The 19,787-nt window shown below is 43.5% G+C and carries 13 protein-coding genes; 6 read left to right on the forward strand and 7 right to left on the reverse strand.

Features of this window, described 5'->3' with window-relative positions; all coding sequences use genetic code 11:
- Positions 1-205 precede the first annotated feature (205 nt).
- Both AC4II3_RS00040 and AC4II3_RS00045 read right to left on the reverse strand, forming a co-directional pair.
- The gene (locus AC4II3_RS00040; RefSeq protein WP_488009758.1) at positions 206-2,710 is read right to left on the reverse strand and encodes an endonuclease MutS2; all 2,505 of its coding nucleotides are present in this window, start codon (positions 2,708-2,710) and stop codon (positions 206-208) included.
- 549 nt (positions 2,711-3,259) lie between these two features.
- Complete coding sequence (locus AC4II3_RS00045) at positions 3,260-4,144, reverse strand: SDH family Clp fold serine proteinase (protein WP_488009756.1); 885 nt, start codon at positions 4,142-4,144, stop codon at positions 3,260-3,262.
- 687 nt (positions 4,145-4,831) lie between these two features.
- Between AC4II3_RS00045 and AC4II3_RS00050 the strand changes: the two genes are divergently transcribed.
- From AC4II3_RS00050 to trxA, 4 genes are all read left to right on the forward strand, one after another.
- Positions 4,832-5,533: a DUF1449 domain-containing protein gene (locus AC4II3_RS00050; protein ID WP_488009754.1), complete on the forward strand. Its 702-nt coding sequence runs from the start codon at positions 4,832-4,834 to the stop codon at positions 5,531-5,533.
- A 115-nt stretch (positions 5,534-5,648) separates the two neighbouring features.
- On the forward strand, positions 5,649-7,751 hold the full coding sequence (locus AC4II3_RS00055) for a flotillin family protein (RefSeq protein ID WP_488009752.1): 2,103 nt from the start codon (positions 5,649-5,651) through the stop codon (positions 7,749-7,751).
- Between the two features lie 168 nt (positions 7,752-7,919).
- Positions 7,920-9,083 carry a GuaB3 family IMP dehydrogenase-related protein gene (locus AC4II3_RS00060; protein WP_488009750.1) on the forward strand — a complete coding sequence of 388 codons (1,164 nt, stop codon included), beginning with the start codon at positions 7,920-7,922 and terminating at the stop codon, positions 9,081-9,083.
- 868 nt (positions 9,084-9,951) lie between these two features.
- A complete protein-coding gene (gene trxA / locus AC4II3_RS00065) occupies positions 9,952-10,278 on the forward strand; it encodes a thioredoxin (RefSeq protein ID WP_488009748.1) in 327 nt (108 codons plus the stop codon).
- Between the two features lie 66 nt (positions 10,279-10,344).
- On the opposite strand, the gene AC4II3_RS00070 is transcribed toward trxA, so the two are convergent.
- Both AC4II3_RS00070 and AC4II3_RS00075 read right to left on the reverse strand, forming a co-directional pair.
- Complete coding sequence (locus AC4II3_RS00070; protein ID WP_488009746.1) at positions 10,345-13,305, reverse strand: methyl-accepting chemotaxis protein; 2,961 nt, start codon at positions 13,303-13,305, stop codon at positions 10,345-10,347.
- A gap of 427 nt (positions 13,306-13,732) precedes the next feature.
- Positions 13,733-14,095 (reverse strand): response regulator transcription factor, encoded by a 363-nt coding sequence (locus AC4II3_RS00075; RefSeq protein ID WP_293086910.1) that lies wholly within the window; start codon positions 14,093-14,095, stop codon positions 13,733-13,735.
- Positions 14,096-14,658: 563 nt separating this feature from the next.
- Here AC4II3_RS00075 and AC4II3_RS00080 point away from each other — a divergent pair.
- Positions 14,659-15,861, forward strand: coding sequence for an aminotransferase class V-fold PLP-dependent enzyme (locus AC4II3_RS00080; RefSeq protein WP_488007736.1), 1,203 nt, complete (start codon positions 14,659-14,661; stop codon positions 15,859-15,861).
- 305 nt (positions 15,862-16,166) lie between these two features.
- Here the strand turns inward: AC4II3_RS00080 and AC4II3_RS00085 are convergent, their stop codons facing one another.
- From AC4II3_RS00085 to AC4II3_RS00095, 3 genes are all read right to left on the reverse strand, one after another.
- Positions 16,167-16,958 (reverse strand): ABC transporter ATP-binding protein, encoded by a 792-nt coding sequence (locus AC4II3_RS00085; RefSeq protein ID WP_488007680.1) that lies wholly within the window; start codon positions 16,956-16,958, stop codon positions 16,167-16,169.
- A gap of 178 nt (positions 16,959-17,136) precedes the next feature.
- Entirely contained in the window at positions 17,137-17,955 is an 819-nt protein-coding gene (locus AC4II3_RS00090; protein ID WP_488007682.1) for an ABC transporter permease, read from the reverse strand.
- Between the two features lie 75 nt (positions 17,956-18,030).
- Positions 18,031-19,068, reverse strand: a complete 1,038-nt coding sequence (locus AC4II3_RS00095; protein ID WP_488007684.1) for an ABC transporter substrate-binding protein — start codon at positions 19,066-19,068, stop codon at positions 18,031-18,033.
- Between the two features lie 50 nt (positions 19,069-19,118).
- Here AC4II3_RS00095 and AC4II3_RS00100 point away from each other — a divergent pair, with 50 nt between their 5' ends.
- On the forward strand, positions 19,119-19,292 hold the full coding sequence (locus tag AC4II3_RS00100; RefSeq protein WP_488007686.1) for a hypothetical protein: 174 nt from the start codon (positions 19,119-19,121) through the stop codon (positions 19,290-19,292).
- Positions 19,293-19,787 lie beyond the last annotated feature (495 nt).

Raw genomic sequence — 19,787 nt, forward strand, 5'->3', positions numbered from 1 at the left:
CTAACCTGCTAACCTGCTAACCTGCTAACCTGCTAACCTGCTAACCTGCTAACCTACTAACCTACTAACCTGTTAACCTGCTAACCTGCTAACCGGCTAACCTGCTAACCGGCTAACCGGCTAACCTTTTAACCTTTTAACCTGTTAACCTGCTAACCTGTTAACCTGCTAACCTGCTAACCTGTTAACCCGCTAACCTATGACCTTATTTAAGGTAAGCAACGGTAACACCAGTCCCACCCTCAGATTGTTCGGCTAGCTTAAAACGCTCCACGAGAGGGTGCTGTTCCAAGAAAGCGTGGACACCTTGTCTTAATCGACCAGTTCCTTTGCCATGAATAATCCAGAGTACTCCAAAGTCTATCGCCTTAGATATTGCTTGGTCGATGTCAATCTCTGCATTAGCTACCCGACTTCCTCGAATATCAATGGTATTTTTTGAGGTGCGCACAGCCGTAGCTGGCCGCGAGACTGGGGTTGGGGCTGGAGCTGGTTTTGATGTAGTTTTTAGCACATTTTCGGGCTTTTGTCCATCCAACGATTCCACATCTGTTAGGGCAACGGTCATTTTCATTAAGCCAAAGCGTACCGTTAGCTCCCCATTATCTGCGGCACTGAGGATCTCGGCTGTCTGATTCAATCGGGGAATGCGAATGCGATCGCCTACTTTGGGACGGAATCCTGGTTTTGGTTTAGGAGGCGGTGCGGCTGGGATTTGACGCTGGGCAATCTCCTTAAGAGCGTTTGTGGCTTTTTGGGCATTTTGAGCAGTTTGGGAGCCTTGCTGCAACTGGCGAATCACTTGGGCAATTTCTTTCTTAGCTTGTGCGATCGCATCTTGCACAGACCGTTCTTGGGAAAGCTTCAATTCCCGTTCCCGGTCCTGCAAAAGTTTTGCCCGTTCAGAGAGTTCCTGATGGAGAGATTCAGCTTGTTGCAGTAACTGATTAGCCTCTTGGGCTTTAGTTTCCTGAGTGCGCCGTTGAGCTTCTAAACCGGCAATTACCTCATTCACATCTTCCGAAGCTCCCCCCAAAAGGGTTTGAGCCTGATCCACCACCGATGGGTTTAACCCTAAGCGTCTAGCAATGCTCAAGGCATTGGAGCGACCAGGAATACCCCACAATAGACGGTAAGTCGGTGACAGGGTTTGGTCATCAAACTCCACCGAGGCATTCTCAAACCGCTCGTCTTGATATTTTAGTGCTTTGAGTTCCCCATAATGGGTAGTCGCAATGGTTAATTGTGTTGTGTTTGCCAGGTATTTCAGTAATGCGATCGCTAATGCACTACCTTCTGCCGGGTCAGTCCCTGCTCCTACTTCATCTAATAGTACGAGTGACGAATTAGGAGTTGAAAGTTGTTGGATGTTATCTGGTTGGATGTTATCTGGTTGAATGTTGTCTGGAAAACTTTCAACCAGATAACCTTCAACCTGCAACCTGTCAACCTGTAACTCTTCTTTTCGGGTAGTTATCGCCTCAATAATCCGACTAATTCGGCGAATGTGACCCGAGAAAGTGGATAAACTCTGTTCTATAGACTGCTCATCTCCAATATCTGCCAGAATTTGGTCAAACCAAGGCAGTTCTACTGGTTCCCTTGCTGGCACAAATAAACCCGCTTTTGCCATCAGTGCCGCTAAACCAAAGGTTTTCAACGTAACGGTTTTACCGCCAGTATTCGGACCGGTAATAGCAACTACCCGAATATAGGACTGAATCTGAACATCAATCGGAACCACTGATGTTCCTTGTTCATGTTTTTGCTGCCACACCAGTAGGGGATGGCGGAGTTGCCGCAGAGTAATGCTTTCATTCTGATTGCGGTCAATAAATCTGGGGGGATTGGCTTCTAACCACAGACTATACCTTGCCTTAGCGGTAGCTAAATCCAGGGTAGTTGCTACAACCAGCAACCGTTCTAAGTCTGGCTTAACTGCTGCTACTTGTTCAGTCAATGCACGACGTACTGCTTCCGATTCCACTTGTTCTTGCCGCCGCTGGGTTCGCAGTTGATTGCCTAAGCTAACAATAGACTTCGGTTCTACGTATAGGGTGGCACCGGTACTAGAGGTATCGTGAACAATACCAGGAATAGCATCTTTCTGGGGAGCTTTAACCGGGAGTACAAACCGATCACCCCGTTGAGTAATTAACTGTTGCTGTAATGCCCCCCCTTTACGCTGGACAATCCCCTGGAGGATTTCATAAATTCGGTCTCGTAATGATTTCATCTGAGTCCGAATCCCTGCCAGCTTCGGGGTTGCCCGGTCAGCTACATCGCCTCGGTCATCGATACAACGGTGAATTTCTTGTTCAAGTTCTGGGTAAGTGCGGCTGTCAGCCACCAGTTCCTTCAGAATTGGTACATCTTCTTGGTCTTCAATAAACCGTCGTAGACGCCTCACACCAGCTAAGGTTGTTGCGATCGCTAATAGTTCCTCACCAGACAAAATGCCTTGGAGCTCTGCCCGATCCAGAGATTCACCAATATCTTGGATGCCGTCAAAAGTTAGTCCTGTGTCTAAACTCGTTTCCAGTTGATAGGCTTCTTTAGTCTGGGCTAGCAGGTCTAGGCTTTCCCGTTGAGTTGCTGGGGGGTGGAGATAACGAGCCGCAAAGGCTCCCAGCTTAGTAGCCGCAAACGTAGCCAGGTGTTGGCACAGGCGGGACCATTCCAGTAGTTCTAAGGTTTCAGATTGAATCAAGGCTCAGAGACAAACGCATACCTCAATTGTATTATCTTATAATTCGGTTAGGACTGGGAAAGTTTATATTGAGCAAATTACCAATTACGTAAGTATTCAGCACTCAGCTATCAGCGGTCAGCTTATTTTATTGACAAGCTGTCTCGTTCCCGTAGCTTGGCCTACGGCTAATCGGTGATAGCTAATGGCTGATAGCTGTTCGCGCAGCGTGTTCATAGGCTGATAACTGATAGCTTATAGCTGATAACTGATAGCTGATAACTGATAGCTGATAACTGATAACTGATAGCTCATAGCTTACCTAATTAGTAATTGCCATCTGAAAAAGACACAAAAACCCCAAATTGGGATATGCTGGAATAAGTTGATGTATGCCCTACCAGATTTATCCTAAATTCTCCTTCTTCAGATGGTTTAATCGTATGGTAGGGCTTCCCTAAGGTTTTTAGCTCCAGTACGAGTACTGTAAGGTACGTACTAAGCCCTGAGTGGAGCAATTGATTTTATCCACTTCACCCGATTATCTCATCATTTCAGCATTATCAAAAACTACTTGTCAGATAACGATCTGCTGGTGTTATCCGGTAACGTAGGAGTAGGTTTGTATGGCAGAGGAATATACTGTACCGATGGACGTCCACCTTGAGGTTGAGGGTACAAATCCATTAGTTTATAGATAGCTTTAGGTAGACCAACCGTGACAGGTAGACCTAGTTCAGAGGCTTCCTCGACAGTAATCGGACAGTCATGGGTGATTTGACCAGTGGTAAGAAAGTCAATAATTCTATCGATGTGTTCTGGGTCAATCTTCTGCTTAGGGATATCGTCTAGCAGTAGCGTTCGCACGAAACGTTGCACCTGCTTCATGGCTTTGGCTGCCAAATCGGCCATCATCAAGGTTTGATCCTCAATACTCTCAAGGGGCTTTTGCTCCACAACTCTGAGAATGCTAGCAGCAGCAGTATTCCCTAATTGAGGGTCAACTGGTCCAAGGACAGCATTGGCATCCATCACAATTTCATCAGAGGCTAGGGCTAACATGGTACCACCACTCATAGCATAGTGAGGTACAAAGACAGTAACTTTAGAAGGATGACGAATTAAAGCTCTAGCAATTTGTTCTGTAGCCAGCACCAATCCCCCAGGAGTATGTAAAATAAGATCAATAGGAACATCTGGTGGAGTTAGACGGATTGCCCTGAGCACTTGTTCAGAATCTTCAATAGATATGTAGCGGGACACAGGGATGCCAAACAAGCTAATAGACTCTTGTCGGTGAATCAGTAAAATTAACCGACTTTTGCGGTTCTCCTCGAATTCTTGCAAAGCTCGAAAACGTCTATATTGCATCTGGCGACGTTGCCACAAGGGCTGCAACGAGGAGATAATCAGAAAAATCCAGAACAGATCAAAAAAGTTAAAGCTAAAGTTCATCGCTTACGTACAGGTATCTAGTAGTTGTACCCTTTAGTTTTCCCGTGCTTAGGATGGTTTATTGCTAATTTTTAGTTTTTTTGGCTTAGTTTTGTGGGCTCATGACTTGCTAGAGAAACCCAGACTGTTTTGAAGTCTTCAGCAATTCCTGATCATAGTGTGCCCTATCACCTGTACTTTAAGCAACGCCAAAACTCCTGTAAGTTAACTTAAGTTAAGTTTTGTAACAAAACGCCCATCTCAGCCATAAAAGTTAGGGGTTAACCCTGATTAGTATTTAGTGACTCAATCGAGAGTATATGCCCTTACTAATCAGTTTGGTGATTGCTGCAGTAGCTACTTACCTTTCTGTGAACACTACAGAAGAAATATTGAAAGTGGCATCATTATTCATTGTGATAATTTGCCTGTTCCTAAGCTTTGTTTTTGCCCCACTACTAATTAAAGTGTTGATTCTCGGAATTTTCCTAGTAATTCCTAAAATTCCAAATAAATCTTAAGTCTTGTGGCTGAATGCCTAGAGTTAATTTTTGCGGTGCGACCCGTGGCGAATTAAATTCTTAATGGGTCAAGGGCACCAGCAATAACATTAAAAATACTATACATTGTCCCGATTTCCAAGAAACCAGTCGTTAGGCTGGATATATAAAGCAACAATTCATTCAAAAAACGCGATCGCATACACCCATGCTATTTAACCTAGCCAACCTCCCCTACTGGATCTTTTTGGGTATGGGAGTTCTACTGTTTCTGTTAGTCATTGTTTCCGGTGGCGGAGACGATGACATGGATATAGATGCAGATGTAGATCTGGATGTGGATCTGGATGTAGATGCAGATTTCGGTACTGATACAGATACTGATGCCGATGGTGAAGGTGGTATTGAGATTCTAGGATGGCTAGGTATCGGCAAAGCCCCCCTAATTTTACTCTTGGCAACAGACTGTAGTCTTTTGGGACTTTTCGGCTGGATGTTCAATGTCATCATTGGTGGTGTTACTGGCAGTATTCCCACTGGGTTTTTGGCAGGGGTGGTATCAGTAATGTCATTATTCCTAACCCTAGTTACCGGAGGATTCATCTCTCGACCGATAGGAAAAATTTTCGCCTCCTTTGGAGAAGATACCAGTAGCGATCGCTTAATTGGCTGTCACGGTACAGTTTCTTCTGCCACCCTTCCCAAGGAAAACCAAGGCAAAATCGGTCAAGTCGATGTCCTAGATCCAGCTCGTAATTTACTTACAGTCAATGCCACCTTACCAACTTGGGCAACAGTTACTCCTAAACGGGGTAATAAAGTATTAGTGATTGATCGGCACCATCATAACTATCTCGTGATCCTTAAAGATAGTGCTGATCAGCAAGCCTGGTTAGACAATGCCCATTAGTTAGCAAGGGCGTACAACCTGCTGTGATGTATATAAGTTGCTCAAGATTATCAAAAATTTTCTGATTTGCCCTGATTAGTATATATAGCTCCATTTATCTGAAAGATATTTAGCCATGTCAAACTCATCGATGAATACAACAGTGCAAACTGTTCCGGTACAGTCATCTATAGCCCAGCTTCCTCCTGGAATTCTATTTTTCCCCGGTGTGATTGGAGGTCTGATTGTATTATTGCTATTAAGCATCTGGGCTTACACCAGAGTTTATGTCATCACCCCCAACAACGAAGCATTTTTGCGGACAGGTGGTGTCTTTATCAAAAAGAAAACGGTTATTCTCAGTGGCGGGTGTGTGGTTTTGCCAGGATTTCATGAACTTACCCGTGTCCCACTCAGAGAAATTTCCATTGATGTTGAGCGGACAGGTAACCTAGCAGTTCGCACCCAAGACTACCTGCGGGCTAATATGCGGGTAACCTTTTATGTCTGTATTAATGCCAATGAAGACGATGTGATTACTGCTGCCCAACGACTGTCTCGTGAAGGTAAAATTTCCCCCGAAGATATTAAAGAAGCTATCGAAAAACGGGCGGATGATGCTATTAGAGCAGCAGCAAAGAAAAAGAATTTGGCAGAAATTGATTCCGATAAATTAGGATTTGCTGATGAAGTGTTGAATTTGATTCAGCAAGACTTAAGAAAAGTCGGATTAACCCTCAATAATATCGCGATTTCTGAGATAGAAGAGAGTGATACCTACGATACGAATAACTTCTTTGATGCCCAAGGAGTACGTCTGCGCACGGAAACCATTCAACAATCAATTCAGCAAAAAACTGAAGTTGAGCTAAATACCAAAGTTGCCATTGAAGAGAAAGAACTAAACGCTGAAAAGCAATCCCTACGCATTGCCCAAGAACAAGAAGAAGCGAAACTGGCGCAAAAGCTTGAGGTTGAAGCCCTGAAAGCCCAGCGTGAGCGAGAAATCGAAGAAGCTAAAGCCACAGAAGCAGCCACAATTCAGCGGACTAAAATTTTACAGAATAAGTCTGTAGAAGAGGAAGAAATTCGGAAGCTACTAGCCTTGCAGCAAAGTCAAATTCAAGCCGATATTACCCTCGAAGAACGGAATAAAGCCCTCAAGGTAGCCCAAACCCTGCAAAAACAAGAAGCGGAATTGGCAGAAATTAATCGTCAGAAAACCTTAGAAGAGGAAAAGATTCAACAACAGCTGACAGTTCAAGCTAAGAAAATTCAGGCAGATATTGAATTAGAAGAACGGAATAAAGCCCTCAAGGTGGCACAAATCCTGCAAAAACAGGAAGCAGAAGTAGCAGAAGTTACTCGTCAGAAAACCGTCGATGCTGCCTTGCTTAATTCTCAGGTAGAATTGGCAGAAGCAGAACGAGAGTCAAAAATTGCTCAACAAGACGCTGCGATCGCAATTTCCGAAAAAGAACGCGATCGCTTCAATTCCGAAGCCGAACGAGCTCAAGCTGAAGCCGCTGTAGCCACCGCTACGGAAGTAGAAGAAGCCGAACGGCAACAACGCCTTTCTATCATTGCTGCTGAACAAGAAGCCGAACAACGGCGGATTGGTGAGCAAAACGTGATTGAAATCGATGTATTCCGCCGCTCTCGTCAAGCTGAAGCAGCCAGACAAGCAGCAGAACTAGAAGCTGAGTCGATCCGCACCCTAGCAGAGGCAAATCGGGATAAAGCCTTGGCAGAGGCAGAAGGTAAACGATCCCTGATCGAAGCCGAAAATTCCATCAGCGATGCTCAGCTAACTGCTAAAATCATCACTACCATATGGCCAGAGTTAGCCCCTCAACTACCAGAAATTGCCAAAGCCTTGGCTCCCCAGCCAGGAATTTTGGGAGATACTCGGATTTACTCCTTCCCCGGTGTCAATGGCAATAATGGTAACGGAGCTAGCAGTGTAGGTGACATCAACAAACTGCTACTGTCTACCACTGGCTTATCAATGATTAATGGTTTGTTAGAGGAAGGCAAGCTAGGGCCATTGATTAGTCAAATCCGCCAGATGATGAGTAACAACAGTAGCACAATCACCAGTAATACAATCACACCAAAGGATAAGAAAACCCCAACCACGGATATCATCCCATCACAGCCAGCAGCAACCTCAAACCTTACCGAAAAAAACCACCTTAGCCACCCAAGCATCAAGAAACCTAAATCAGGGAAAGGCTAAGGTGCCCTTGACCCATTAAGAATTAAATTCGCCACGGGTCGCACCTGAAGTATTAAGAATTCATAATTCATACTTCATGCTTCACAATTCATAGTTTCTTTGTATAGTTCGAGCAATCTTCGCTCCAATTTGATAACCTAGCTAAAATAATCTCGGAAGAAAAACAGCGTGGATATTCAAATTGGGCGAGGTAAGATAGCTCGCAGAGCCTACGGCATCGATGAAATTGCACTTGTTCCCGGACAGCGGACACTCGATCCCAGTTTGGCTGATACTCGCTGGCGTATTGGTGGTATTGAACGGGAAATTCCCATTATCGCCAGCGCTATGGATGGGGTGATTGATGTGTCCATGGCAGTCAAATTGTCCCAAATTGGGGCAATGGGGGTTCTCAACTTAGAAGGGATTCAAACCCGTTATCCTGACCCATCACCCATACTAGACCGCATTGTCTCGGTGGGAAATTCTGAGTTTGTTCCCCTGATGCAGGAACTTTATAGTTCACCGATTAAGCCAGAATTGATTACCCAGCGAATTCGGGAAATCAAAGACCAAGGTGGTATTGCAGCTGTGAGTCTGACCCCTGCTGGAGCCAGTAAATATAGTCAGGTAGTGGCAGAAGCTGGTGCTGATTTAATGTTTGTTCAAGCAACAGTCGTTTCAACAGCTCACCTGTCACCAGAGTCCATCAATCCCCTGGATTTGGGACAGTTTTGTCAGGATATGCCCATGCCAGTAATTTTGGGGAATTGCGTGACCTACGACGTTGCCCTCAATTTGATGAAAGTTGGGGCAACTGCTGTCTTGGTGGGTATTGGTCCTGGTGCTGCTTGTACCTCTCGGGGTGTCTTGGGTGTGGGTGTACCTCAGGCAACAGCAGTTGCCGATTGCGCTGCTGCCCGTGACGACTACTATCAGGAAACCGGTAACTATGTGCAAGTGATTGCTGATGGCGGTTTAATTACAGGAGGTGACATCTGTAAGTGTATTGCTTGTGGTGCTGATGGGGTGATGATTGGTTCTCCTTTCGCCCGTGCGAAAGAAGCTCCCGGACAAGGATTTCATTGGGGGATGGCAACCCCTTCCAGCGTGCTACCCCGTGGGACACGAATTAAAGTCGGCAGCACTGGCACACTTGAACAAATTCTGACTGGACCAGCCCAAATGGATGATGGCACCCACAACCTTTTGGGAGCATTGAAAACCAGTATGGGAACCCTCGGAGCAAAAAACCTCAAGGAAATGCAACAAGTGGAAGTAGTGATTGCTCCTTCTCTGCTAACAGAAGGAAAGGTATACCAGAAAGCTCAGCAGTTGGGTATGGGGAAATAATATAGTGTGCAGTTGAATACTTATCATTCTTGGTTGCTCATCAATAATTGAAAATTGAAACTTGACCATTGACAATTACCAAATATTATGGTCTTTGAGAACTTGAACAGCTTTTCTACAGGTTTCTAAAGTTCACGAACAACTGTTGTCAATAGTTTAAGCGCTGAGTATATATACTTATCGCAACCCCTGCCAATCGTCAAAATTTTTCGACTGGCTTGGAAATTGCTGAAAAAAAATAAACGGTGACATACAATGGAAAAAGCGGAGACAAATGTTTCCGTTCACTCCTCACACCACACTCCGCCCGGACAGAGTTCGGGCGGTTCCTTATTTTTATCATTTTGAAGGTTAAACGTTTAAGGTTTAATGTTGAAGGTTAAACGTTTAAGGTTTAATGTTGAAGGTTTAATGTTGAAGGTTTTTGGCTTAGCGTGGCCGTTCGCGCAGCGTGGCCTACGGCCTTAAAGCCAAGGTTGTTTGGTTGTTCGCCCCGTATTCGGTGTAGGGTAGGTTGTTGGCGTAGCGTGGCCTTAAAGCCAAGGTTGTTGGCGTAGCGTGGCCTTAAAGCCAAGGTTGAGACGATAACCTGTAACCTGTAACCTGTAACCTGTAACCTGTAACCTGTAACCTGTAACCTTAAACCTGTAACCTGTAACCTGTAACCTGTAACCTAATAACCTGTAACCTGTAACCTGTAACCTTCAACCTGTAACCTGTAACCTGTAACCTAATAACCTGTAACCTAATAACCTGCTGTTCCCGCCCTATGGGAGTGTCAACTTTTGCCCAACATATTTAATCGGTGTTGTGACTATGGTAAAATTTCGTAGGTACGTAGCAAAAGTATTCGCAAGGATTTCCAGGCATGTCAAAAGCCGCCCCAGTTACAGACTCGACCTTTCAGGAAGAGGTACTTGATAGCGACACCCCAGTATTGGTAGATTTTTGGGCACCTTGGTGCGGTCCCTGTCGGATGGTGTCTCCGGTTGTGGATGAGATAGCAGACCAGTACGAGGGTCAGGTCAAAGTTGTTAAGCTGAACACCGACGAAAATCCTAAGGTGGCAGGTGATTATGGTATCCGTAGTATACCAACGTTGATGATTTTTAAGGGAGGTCAACGAGTAGATATGGTTGTGGGTGCAGTCCCCAAAAGTACCTTGGCGAATACTCTCGAAAAGCACCTCGACTAATGGCAAAAGGCTTGTAGGCAAAAGGGGAAATGTAAAAGATTGCGTCCCACCTCCTGAGCTCCTCAGCTATTCGTCACCAATCTTAAATTGACCAACGGACATCTGCAACTTCTGGGCAACCTCTACAGTTGTTCGTAGGGATTGAGAAACTTCGCCAGAAGAATGAGAGGTTTGTCGGGAGGTAGCAGCAATTTCCTGTATTAAGTCAGTAACGTCCCGAGATGTTTTGGCTTGGGAAACTGTGGCGTTAGAAATAGATTGGACTAACTGGTCAATCTCATGGGAGACGGCAACAATTTCTTCTAGGCTCTGTTTAGCCTTGAAAACCATTTGGGTTCCATCAACCACTTGTTTTTTTCCGTCTTCCATGGCTTTGACCACCTCTTGGGTTTCCTGCTGAATGGTGTCAATCACCTGTTGAATGTCTTTGATGGCATTGGCTGACTGAGTTGCTAGTCTACCCACTTGTTCTGCAACCACTCGAAACCCTTCTCCCTCTTCTCCCGCACGGCTCGCTTCAATTCCAGCATTGACTGACAGTAAATTAGTCTGTACGGCTATTTCCTGTACCAACCCGACTACTTTAGCAATCTCCTTAGAAGATTCCCCTAGCAGCTTTACTTTGTTGGCTGTGTTGACTACAGTCTCTCGCAAATTTACAATAGTCTCAACTGTGCTATCCATAGCTTGCCCACTAGTAAGGGCAGCGTTTGAGGCGATGTGAGAAACGTCTGCTGCTTGGCGGGCATTTTTTGAGACGGCTTCAATCGAGTACATCATCTGCTCAATAGAGCTTAGAGTGTTGGTAACCTTATCTGACTGCTCCATGGCTTGCTTGGCCAATTTACCCACTGCCTGTTCATCAGCAGCAACAGCAGTATTCACTTGAGTTGAGGCAAGTTTGACCTGGATTACAATTTGCCGCAAACTTTCAATCAGGGCATTGAAGAAGTCCGCCACTGTACCAATTTCCCCCTCACCCACTTCTGCCCGGACTGTCAGGTCTCCCTTGGCAGCATTTTCCACATTATACAAGAGTTCCAATACTTGGTGCTGGAGTTGTTCTTTTTGCTGACGTTGCTCAATAGCATTTAACTCCGCCGCCCGGCGTGCTTGTTCGATTTGGTCAGAGGTTGATGCTGCTTTCTTGAGCGCTAAGTCCGCGTCTACTCGTGCTTGTTGTAACTGTTCAAACAGATGAGCTTGGTTTAGGGCAAAGCCCATCTGAATCGCCAATTGCTTTAATAAATCCGCCTCTTCTGGCTGCCAGTCCCGTGGCTGAGAACACTGGTGAGCACATAATAAACCTACCAGTTCCTCCTCATGCAAAATAGGCGCAACCATGTTGGCTTTGACCTGTAGCCGTTCGAGAATCTCACAGTGGCAGCCCGTTAAGCTAGCTTCATAGACGTTATGGCAAACCCAGACTCGCCCACTTTTGAACCGATCCACAGACCCTTCCCGCAATGGGTCATTGATAATTTTTCCCATGGCTTCAATCCAACCAGGTCCTAAGGATTCCGCCATGATTGTTCCACTATCCCACCCTTCATTGAAGCTATAGATCACCACCCGGTCGGTTTGCAAGATGCTGCGAACTCCATCTACTGAAGTACTTAGGATATTTTCTGATGTCACAGATTTATAAAGAAGGCTGGTAAACTCAGCAAATAACTGGGAGCGCTCCGCTATGGCTTGCTGCAGAAAAGCCTGTTGAGCGAGAGCTTCTTCCTTAGATACGATGTTGTCAGCAAGTTTATTGAAGGTATCTGCCAGTTGACCAAGTTCATCAGTAGCTATTACCTCAGCACGGGTTTGGCGATCGCCTGCCGCAAATTTATGGGTAGTCTGCTGTAGCCTTTTAATCGGTTCAGCAATTGACCGCCCCAGCAGAATTGCCAAAAATACATCTGTTGCTAATACCAAAAACCCAATAGACCCTTGTAGCAGTAGGCTACCTGTAAGAAAAGCATTTAGGTTAGATTCGCTAGTCCCCCGCACTAATACTGCCACCGGTTTTCCCTGAAAATTCATGAGAGCTTTTGCTGCCATGGTGTAGGTTTGCTCTCCTACCTTCTGACGGTCGGTAACTAACTCGCCCACTTTACCAACATTAACGGCTTTCTCAAGTAGGGATTGGTTAGGTAAGGGAAGATCAGATTGGGCTTGGTCCCAATTGGCCGCTTGACCTTGGTCTAAGGCTGTTACTAAGGCAAATTCTCCGGAAGGCTGACGCAAATAAACAGCACTGTAGCCTCCGTTAAAGGTTTTCAGGGTTTCCTTGACAATGGGTTCCTTGCCATTAACAATATCCCCAGAAATCAAAGCACCAATCACCTCGTCAGTTTTTGGGTCTTTTACTGGTGTGACCGTGTAACGAATTAGGGCACCTTGCTTTACAGTATCTTGGTTCGTCAAACCATCAGGTAAAGGGGGTGATTCTTTTTTTAATTCTTGCCAGCTGACAATTTGATTAGCGCTAATTTGCTTACGCTGCTTGAGGACTTGACTAACCAGGTTATTGGGATCAAACTTTTCTCCTTTCCGGTCAGCATTAGCATTAACAATAATTCGTAAATCTTTGTCTACCAGAGTAGCATATTCAATCTGCCGAGCCCTCATTTCATTCTGGAGAATCTGCTTAACTTGTCCCTCTAATGATTTGGACAATAACTGATTTCTACTATGGGCAAGAGCAGCTTCAATAATAGCAGTATTTTCCGATTGACCACGGAAACCAAACCCCATTTGGTTGATTTTAATGTTGTAGTTGATTTCTGTAACAGCCAATTCTGACTGAGCTTGTCCACGTAATTGAGCTCTTCCTCCAAATATAATTAATATTGCTCCTACACCCATCAGTGCAGCCACAGAGATTACTTCGGAGGAAAACAAACCAACAATTTGCTTACTCCTAACTGGTAAGTTATAAAACCATTGTAGGCGTGATTTTTTGCTTTGTTGAGAGGAAGAAATTCTGAGGGTAGTCGTTGGCTTGATTACGGGACGCAATTGTATACCTGTCATTATTGAGTAACTATCCAACTAGAATAATATATAATAATTAATTATTTTTTTATATATATAAATAATAGAATAATTTCTTTAGAAGATTTTATATAGCCGATCTAATATTAATCAAGTAGAGACACTTATTTTACCCTTCCTGATCGGAATTTACTTCCTAAAATCAAAAACTTGTTTACTTTTTTTAAAAAATGCTATAATTTTATCAAAGCTAGCATTTTTATGCTAGTACTGTGTTATCTGTAATCTCTCTATAAAAAATACTATTATAGCAATAAATAATAAAATAATCGAAATAAATTACTTTAAATTAATAAATATATTTATATCTATTACTTTTAAATCTTTCAAGAGATAAAAGATTTAAAAGATTAGGGTATTATTATTATGATTCCTAGGAATCAAATGATGTGAATCAACTGATGACTCAAACCACAGCCAACTTAACAATGTCCACTAGCTGCTGTTTAGAAAAAGGTTTGGTGAGATAGGCATCAGCGCCTTGTTTCATACCCCAGAGACGGTCGATGTCCTGATTTTTAGAAGAACAAATAACAATGGGAATGCTAGTGGTATCCCGATGGTTTTTCAGGCTGCGACACAACTCAAAGCCACTCATGCCTGGCATGATTATATCTAGGACTATAACATCAGGTTTTTCGGTTACTGCCTTATCCAAAGCATCTTTAGCATCGGCAATACAAATAACTGTGTTACCACTGTCCCGTAGGTATCTAGCCATTAACTCTAACTGAGCCAGGTTATCTTCAACAATCAAAACTTTACTCATAGTTCAATTAATTGGTGTTTAACACTATAATCTAATCATGAATTTGTTGACTGTTGACTATTGGTTGACTATTGACTGTTGACTGTCCAATACGGTCAACTCAACAAAAAACGTTATTTTAAATAAACTTTTCAAGTTTAGTCAAGTTTAATTCTCATTGACCTATTTAATTCTCATTGACCTAGTAAAAAATAAAACTTTAATAAAATTTTAATAAAACTTTAATAAAATTTTAATAAAACTTTAATAATATAATACGGCTCATTAGACCGGTTCTAGTTTACTGCTATGGACTTAATCCAAAGACAGTAGTAGAGTAAGTTGACTGGGGCATACATAATAAAATAACCCCAAGACCAACGGATTAGTGTTAGCGACCGTCAACTGAGGAATTTCTTAAAATTTATACATATGCACTTGACAAGCTCAAGCAGCGCTGTAGAAATGCACGAAGTTTGCGCTTTTTAAATTAAGACATATGTCTTAGTTCAATATATCCAAAAAATTTTAGCTTGTCCACGGGGCTGATACGATAAAATACCACGGGAATGACTAAAATGCTCATGACTGGTATATCTCTTACAGCAACTCCACGGGACATCCACCGACAGCAATTTCCGGCATTAGCTCATAAAGCCTATTTCAATTTTGGGGGCCAAGGGACTCTGCCTCTGGTATCTCTAAATGCGATCCAACAAGCCTATGAGTATCTGCAGCGCTATGGCCCATTCTCGGGTAAAGTCAATGACTGGGTTACCGAGGAATCCCACAAAACTAGAAGTGCGATCGCATCAGAGTTGGGGACATCAGCAGAAACCATCACCCTAACCGAAAATGTTACGGTTGGCTGCAATATTGCGATGTGGGGGATTGATTGGCAACCGGGTGATCACATGTTGATGAGTGATTGTGAACACCAAAGCATTATCGCTACTGCCCAGGAAATTTCCCGTCGGTATCAGGTAGAGGTATCTACTTGTCCAATTATGGCAACTCTAAATCAGGGAGACCCTACTAAAACTATTGAGCAATACTTACGACCTCAGACGCGATTGGTGGTATTGAGTCATTTACTGTGGAATACCGGTCAAGTATTGCCACTCAAGGATATTACTCAAGTCTGTCACAACTACAATCAGAGTAGCCAAGTGGTAAGGGTTCTAGTGGATGCAGCTCAGTCAGTAGGTTCTTTGCCCTTAAATCTAACCGAACTGGGGGCAGATTTCTATGCCTTTACCGGTCACAAGTGGTGGTGTGGCCCAGCAGGCGTGGGAGGTCTCTATGTCAGTCCAGATGCCAAGAGCAGCCTCAATCCCACATTTATTGGTTGGCGGGGGATTATTCTGGATAAAGCTGGGAAACCTGTGGATTGGCAACCAGATGGACAGAGATTTGAAGTGGCTACCTCGGCTTATCCCCTGTATGGAGGATTACGTAGTGCGATCGCAATTCATCAGCAATGGGGAACTGCTGAAGAACGTTATCACCAAATTTGTCAATTGAGTGAATACCTATGGCAAGGCTTATCCAAGTTGGAAGCAGTCAGCTGTTTGGCGACTTCACCACCCAAAGCTGGTCTGGTGTCCTTTGTGTTGACTAATGGCAAGCGCCATAACAGGTTAGTAGAGTTTCTGGAGCAGCAAGGCTTTTTGCTACGAACTCTCCGAGACCCAGACTGTGTCCGTGCCTGTGTTCACTACTTCACCCAGCCGGATGAAATTGATAGGTTGATTGAGGCCATTGATGGGTTTAGTTCTGATAATTAATCATAAAAGCTTAAGTCAAAGCTTAAGTCAAGGTTTAAGTAAAGATGCACCCCATTAGATAGTCATGGCCTACGATTCACACACATTTCATACTTTCAATAATGAGGGGCTAGTGTTTGCGATCGCATTTGCAGTTAGGTTTGTTTTGTATGAGTTGATGTTTGTTTTCGTTGACGATTGACGGTCAAGGGTTGACAGTGAAGCGTCAACCCTTAATATCATCTCAGGATAATTAGCCTTAATAAAAATCTCCCCTATCTCCCTAAATCTCCCCGCGCCCAGGCCCCATACTTTTATTATCGGTATTAAACCGGACTTGATATTACACTCCTACTTACTTCCTCTGGCCTATCCCGGAGCAAATCCATAATTTCCTCAGTGTAGCGATGGAATTCGGGATTACGCTTGATTTTGTAAGTGCGCTCACCCTCTAACTCAATCCGCAATTCCCGTTGGATTGTACCAGGTCGTGCTGTCAGCACATAAATCCTTTGAGACAAAAACACTGCTTCTTCTACATCATGGGTAATCATTAATATAGTGCAACCCGTCCGCTGCCAAACCTCAAGCAAAAACTGTTGCATGGTTTCCTTAGTTTGTACATCGAGTGCGCCAAAGGGTTCATCCATCAGCAGGATTTTCGGATGACAGGCTAGAGCTCTTGCGATCGCAACCCGTTGTTTCATGCCCCCAGATAATTCTTTCGGATAGGACTTAGCAAACCCAGACAGCCCAACCACATCTAAATAATAACCAGCCTGTTCTCGGCGTTTTTGCTTTGGGACACCTTGCAGCTTTAAGCCAAACTCCACATTATGGATCACATTCATCCAAGGGTATAGGGTATATCGTTGGAAAACCATGCCTCGCTCTGAACTAGGTCCAGTCACCGTCAAACCATCAACCGTAATTTCTCCAGCTGTAGGCATATCTAAACCAGCTATCAGACGCAACAGCGTAGACTTACCCGAACCAGATGCACCCACAGCACAGACCAATTCCCCCGTCTCAACATGCATATTAATATCCTTTAGGGCAACAATAGTACCTTGTTTCGTGGGAAACTGTTTGTAAAGGTGAGCAATTTCTAAGTGCATGGTTTTTTATTATTACTTATTGCAATTTTAAATTTTCCTGCAAGCCTTTTCCCTTTTGCCTGTGATTAGGTAAGCATATACTGTTCGCGTAGCGTGGGCGTAGCCCATTAGCTGACAGCTTACCTTCAACTTTCAACCTTCAACCTTAAACCTTAAACCTTAAACCGTTAAAAAAAATCTAATCAATCGCCCATTTACAGGTCAGTCTGAGCAGCAATCGGAAGGATAAATCAATGGCAAATCCGATTAATCCTAGAATAATCAAGCAGGCAAATATTTCATCAGTTTTGAGGAATTTTTGTGCTAGCAAAATTCGTTTACCTAGTCCCACTTTTGCTGCCACCAATTCTGCTACAATCACTAAATTCCAAGACGCTGCCATATTAACTCGGAAGGCATCAATAATATTGGGAATCACATAGGGAGTAATAACCTCGAATAGGACTTGTGTTCTTAGTCCTCCCAAAGTGTAGGTGCTTTCAATTAAATCCTTGGGAACAAACTTTACGGCATCCATAATCATTAAGGTATTGAAAAAGACAGTACCGATAAAAATAAGTGCGATTTTCGGAGCTTCATCAATACCTAGATAGATAATGAATAGAGGGATAAATGCTGGAGCTGGCATATAGCGAACAATACCAATTATTGGTTCTGTTAACCCTCGGATACTGGCAAATGCTCCCATGGAAATGCCCAAGGGAATGGAAACAATTGCTGCCAACAAAAATCCCGCAAAAACCCTGAGAATGCTAGCAATAGTATCTTGAATAAGAAAGCCTTGTTGCCACAAACGGATAACGGCTTTACCCACGTCAATCGGTGACGGGAGGAAGACGGAATCAAGGCCAGCAAAACTTGAGATTAGCCACCAAGCAACAAACGGAACAGTAACTGATAGGATAATTAATATCCAGTTTAAGGATTTGGGAATATCCTCAGCAATGCGCCAAAAAACAGTGGGTTTTAGAGTTTTGGTTGTCTGGGAACTATTCATTAAAGAGTTTAATAAATGTGTAAGGTGCGTTAAAGACGTGTAACGCACCGGTTTAATTCGATAGCTTATTAATGACTAAGAACGACCTGCGGCATAGGCTTTTACAAACTGGTCATCAAGTATCTTATCTAAATCAGGAACTTTTTGAATAAATCCCACATCCAGCATAAACTGAGACATTTTTTTAGCGGCAAACGGCATATGCTTCATGGTATCACCAGGGCTAAATGCCTCTAAGTTTTCTTCCAGGGTAAATATTCGAGTTCCCTCTTTAAACTGTTGAAATTCTTCAACGCTAACATTAGCGCGTTCTGCCATCAGTTCATCGGCTTTCTTGGGATTAGTTTTGATAAACTCCAGGATATCAAACCAAGTATTCACTAGACCTTGAACTTTATCAGGACGTTCATCAATCAGCTTTTGAGTAACGACAAGTAAGTCAGGGATTGCCCCAGGAAATGCTTTGGAACTAATTAATTCTTTACTTCCCTTTCGTTTTAGGGCAGTGAGCCAAAAGGGAGGAAATGCACCCACGGCATCTACTTTACCCGCTGCAAATGCTGCTGCTGCTGCCCCAGTTTCTAAGGGAACAATTTCCACATCTTTTCTGGACATTCCCTTTTCTTCTAGGGCTAAGCTAAGCAAGAAGTCATCTACAACTCCCTCTTCTATCGCTACCTTTTTCCCTTTCAAATCTTTCACGGAATTAATTTCTGCTGTGACAATAATTTTGTCATTGCCAGCAGAGTTATCATTCACCAGTACCGCTACTTCACCATTAATAGCATCAGCAGCAAAAGATATCGTATCATTAAGGGTTTGGCAATTAGCATCCAGTTTTCCTGCTGCTAAAGCTTCCATGGATTCCAGGTAGCCATCAAACCATTTTAGTTGTACATTAAGGCCATTGGCTTCAAATAAACCTTCTTTCTCTGCAATGTACCACGGCCACCAACCAGGCCAACTGCTGTATCCCATAACAATGGGAGTAGAATCTTTAACGGCTTGGGACGTATCTGAGGGTTTAGTGTTTGGGGATTGGTTGCAACTAATAGCTAGGACTAAACTTAGTAGAAATACAGCACATAGGGATAGTAATTTGGGAATTTTCATTCTTCTATTGCGGCAGTATAACACACCTACACTCCTAGAGTTAGGTGGGAATGAATGCTGCACCTCCAACTAATGGTTTACAGATTAATCCGGCACTGGGTTCAAGTAACCGTTTTTTCTGGGCAGAAAATTTTCCAAGTCTTTTCCAGTTAACATCTGACCCAGACACCGATCATCCTACCATCCACACTTTCCTTTTAGGAGTATTAGATTTGACATGGTAGATGACTGCTAACGTTACACCGTCCATTGCCTGGTTGGCTGGGATCTGCTTACTTTTGTCAGCTTTATCTTTGTCTAGCCTGATGTTCTAAGGTTAGAGGTTTCCCCAGAAGTGTTTAATCCAGCTATCAAAGTTTACCAAAATTGCTAATGTCTGTCTATCGTTGTTGTGAACAGAGCAATAATTAGGATAAAGATGCTAAAAAGTGTAGTTAAAGATACCAAGTTAATCTAAAACTAGTTCATCCGAAGTTCCCTGATATGAAGTTCAACACTTCTGCATCCCACCTTGAGGAGTAAGCAATCCAATCAATCATTATATAGAGTGGAAAGATCAGAATTTCTAGGAATTTGTGGGGTCTTTTTGTAACGCTTCCCTTGCGCCCTAACTTGCACCCTCACCCTATAAGATCATAGGTCTGGTGTGAGGAATTCTAGTTCTTCTAGTTTCTAGTTTGGGTAAAATGCAATCAGCCAGGTCTAACTAAGGGGAATCA

This window comes from Moorena sp. (assembly GCF_982860115.1).

Bases quoted from the DNA above. Each gene is read 5' to 3' on its own strand.
- trxA (WP_488009748.1), top strand. From the start codon at position 9,952: ATGTCAAAAGCCGCCCCAGTTACAGACTCGACCTTTCAGGAAGAGGTA.
- AC4II3_RS00085 (WP_488007680.1), bottom strand. From the start codon at position 16,958: ATGCACTTAGAAATTGCTCACCTTTACAAACAGTTTCCCACGAAACAA.
- AC4II3_RS00045 (WP_488009756.1), bottom strand. From the start codon at position 4,144: ATGAACTTTAGCTTTAACTTTTTTGATCTGTTCTGGATTTTTCTGATT.
- AC4II3_RS00100 (WP_488007686.1), top strand. From the start codon at position 19,119: ATGAATGCTGCACCTCCAACTAATGGTTTACAGATTAATCCGGCACTG.
- AC4II3_RS00095 (WP_488007684.1), bottom strand. From the start codon at position 19,068: ATGAAAATTCCCAAATTACTATCCCTATGTGCTGTATTTCTACTAAGT.
- AC4II3_RS00075 (WP_293086910.1), bottom strand. From the start codon at position 14,095: ATGAGTAAAGTTTTGATTGTTGAAGATAACCTGGCTCAGTTAGAGTTA.
- AC4II3_RS00090 (WP_488007682.1), bottom strand. From the start codon at position 17,955: ATGAATAGTTCCCAGACAACCAAAACTCTAAAACCCACTGTTTTTTGG.
- AC4II3_RS00080 (WP_488007736.1), top strand. From the start codon at position 14,659: ATGACTGGTATATCTCTTACAGCAACTCCACGGGACATCCACCGACAG.
- AC4II3_RS00050 (WP_488009754.1), top strand. From the start codon at position 4,832: ATGCTATTTAACCTAGCCAACCTCCCCTACTGGATCTTTTTGGGTATG.
- AC4II3_RS00070 (WP_488009746.1), bottom strand. From the start codon at position 13,305: ATGACAGGTATACAATTGCGTCCCGTAATCAAGCCAACGACTACCCTC.
- AC4II3_RS00055 (WP_488009752.1), top strand. From the start codon at position 5,649: ATGTCAAACTCATCGATGAATACAACAGTGCAAACTGTTCCGGTACAG.